This is a genomic window from Collimonas fungivorans, from assembly GCF_028292705.1.
GTDB lineage: Bacteria > Pseudomonadota > Gammaproteobacteria > Burkholderiales > Burkholderiaceae_D > Collimonas > Collimonas fungivorans_B.
This window is the reverse complement of sequence record NZ_JAQGLV010000123.1, coordinates 1-2635: the sequence shown is the minus strand read 5'-3', so window position 1 is coordinate 2635 and position 2635 is coordinate 1. Positions and strand designations below refer to the sequence as shown.

Below are 2635 nucleotides of genomic sequence, written 5' to 3'. Positions count from 1 at the left end.
ACGCCAAGCCAGGTGCCGATGGAAAAAGCGCTGGCCCGGATCGAGCTCGAAGTGCGGCACATGAACAACGTGATTGACCTGTTCCTGCTGAGCGCGTCGACCGGCAGGGAAAACCTGATACCGAAGGACATCGTATCGATGGCGGCAGTAGTGGAACTGATGATGCAGCGCTATCCGTTCGTCAATCAGGAACAGCGCGAACTGGTGGCCGTCACGGTGCGCTCCGATTTTCGTTTGCTGGGACAGGTCGAGCTGTGCTCGATGGTCCTGATCAATCTACTGCGCAATGCGCTGACCTCGATCCAGCGCGTCGGCAAGGGCCGCGTCCGGATCGTGCTGGACGGCGCCCGGGCCCGGCCAAGGCTGCTGTTCATCGATACCGGCTGCGGCATAGAAGCAGGCCGCGCATCGCAGATTTTCGAACGCTTTTACGCTTATCCCGAATCCAGCGGCACCGGTATCGGACTGGCATTTTGCAAAGACGTGCTGGAAGCCTGGGGCGCCCGCATACGCGTGGTTTCACGTCCGCTCCGCTACACCATTTTTGTGCTGGATTTTCCACCCATAGTGCAACAAAAAGCAGCAGATGTGCGCTCTCTGTTAAATTAACTGTCTTTCCATACCAAGCGCTCGCTCCATTTCCTGCGCCTGCAATGCCCCGACATGAACATTTCATTACCTGTTTATCAACATCCAACCCTGACTATCCTGATCGACGATAGCCAGAGTTTCCTCGACAGCCTGGCTTTCCAGCTGCCGCCGCACATGGCGCGCAAGGTGTTCCACGATACCCAGGCCGCCCTCGAGTGGCTGCGCGACGCCTATCGCCATTCGCCCAGCAAGAGCCAGTCGATCCGGGTCAATTACGATGAGCAGGCGTTTTCGTTCGAGCGGCGCACGGTGGCGGTCGATATCGAGCAGATTTACCGGCAATCGATGAACCGCCGCCGTTTCCTGCTGCCGTCGGTGCTGGTGATCGACTACGCCATGCCGCAAATGAACGGCCTGGCGTTTTGCCAGGCGGTGCAAGACCTGCCTTGCAAGAAGATCCTGTTCACCGGCCAGGCCGACGAAAAGATCGCGATCGACGCCTTCAACCGCGGCCTGATCGACCGTTTCATCAAGAAAAGCGACCACGATGCGCTCGACCACCTGGAACTGGAAATCCGCAGCCTGCAAAAGGAATTCTTCCATGCCCAGTCGCTGACGCTGAAAGACCTGCTGTCGCGCCATTCCTATACCTTCCTGTCGGACCCGGCGCTGGAAACGCTAGTCGAACAGCTGTGCAAACGGCACGGCTTTGTCGAGTATTACCTGTTTCCCAATCCGACCGGCATCCTGTTCTTCGACATGCAGGGCAAGGCGACGCTGATGGTGGTGGAAACCGAAGCCAGCCTGATGTCGCAGCTGGAGGTGGCACAGGACTATGGCGCGCCGCTGGAATTGCTGACCGGCTTGCGCGAAATGCGGCTGGTGCCGTTCTTTTCCGACAGCGGCGGCATGTATACCGACGCGTTGCGCCACGATTGGCTATCATACTGCCTGCCGGCGCAGATTTGTTTCGGCGCCCAGGACTACTATTGGGCGCTGTTTGATTTCCCGACCCATTATTTACGCGAACCCTTTTATTCCTTGGCGGATTTCTTGCGCGACCAGTCCGCCGACATAAAATCATAGAGCCCTATACATCCCATGCTGCGAAGCGAAACCGCTCCTCGATTATCCGCTCCCGACCTGCTGCAGGTCGTGCAGGCCCCCGACTGGGAGCAGCTGCGCGCATGCATGCAGCGGCTGCTGGCGCAGCTCGGCATGTGCGATTTCATGTTGCGGATGGAGATCGCCAGCGTCAACGGCGCTGCGCAGGTGCAGCTGTTCGGCAGCCTGCCAAGCGCCATGCTGCAGCAGTTCAGCCAGCCGGCCGACGACAAGACCGATCCGGTCCGGCAGCATCTGGCGCGTTCCTGCCTGCCGCTGAACTGGCAGGTCGACCAGTTGTGCCTGCTGCATGGCGGACAGATCTATCCCTTGTTGAAGACCAAGGGCGTCACGCAAGGCATGAGCGTGGCGCTGCACAGCAAGCATACGGTGAGCCGCCTTGATTTCTACAGCAATGCGGCAGGCCCGGCTGCGCTGTCTACCGCAGCCCAGGCCGACGCCCTGCTGCTCGGCGTCTATCTGCAGGAAGCGACTGAACGCTTGTGGCGCAAGGTCGCCCCGAACCAGGAGCCGATCCTGTCGGCGCGCGAACTCGAATGCCTGCGCTGGAGCGCCGACGGCAAGACCAGCAGCGAAATCGGACTGATCCTCGGCATATCGCAACGCACCGTGTATTTCCACATGAAGAACGTGGCGATGAAACTGGGCGTCTACAGCACTCGCCATGCCATTAGCAGAGCGGTCATGATGGGTATCATCAAACCCAATACCTGAACGGCAAGGCATCGGCTATGCTGGCTGTGCGGCTGATTGCCGCACATTGCGCTCTTCCCGCTCACTCAACAAAAACCATCCATGGATCGTCGTATCTATCTGCTCGCGCTGGTGGCTTTCATCGCCGGCCTCGATGAAAACATTGTCGGCGGCATCCTGCCGCTGATCGCCCGCGACCTGTCGGTGTCGGTCAGCGTCGCCGGCC

General features: G+C 59.5%; 3 protein-coding genes. All 3 read left to right on the top strand.

Going from position 1 to position 2635, the window contains the following annotated elements:
* Window positions 1-609: sensor histidine kinase KdpD (locus JWQ61_RS05945; protein WP_304359710.1), on the top strand; the 609-nt coding region annotated here is incomplete at its 5' end.
* A 54-nt stretch (window positions 610-663) separates the two neighbouring features.
* Complete coding sequence (locus JWQ61_RS05940; protein ID WP_014004146.1) at window positions 664-1677, top strand: response regulator; 1014 nt, start codon at window positions 664-666, stop codon at window positions 1675-1677.
* A gap of 15 nt (window positions 1678-1692) precedes the next feature.
* A complete protein-coding gene (locus tag JWQ61_RS05935) occupies window positions 1693-2430 on the top strand; it encodes a LuxR family transcriptional regulator (protein WP_120233758.1) in 738 nt (245 codons plus the stop codon).
* Window positions 2431-2635: the final 205 nt, after the last annotated feature.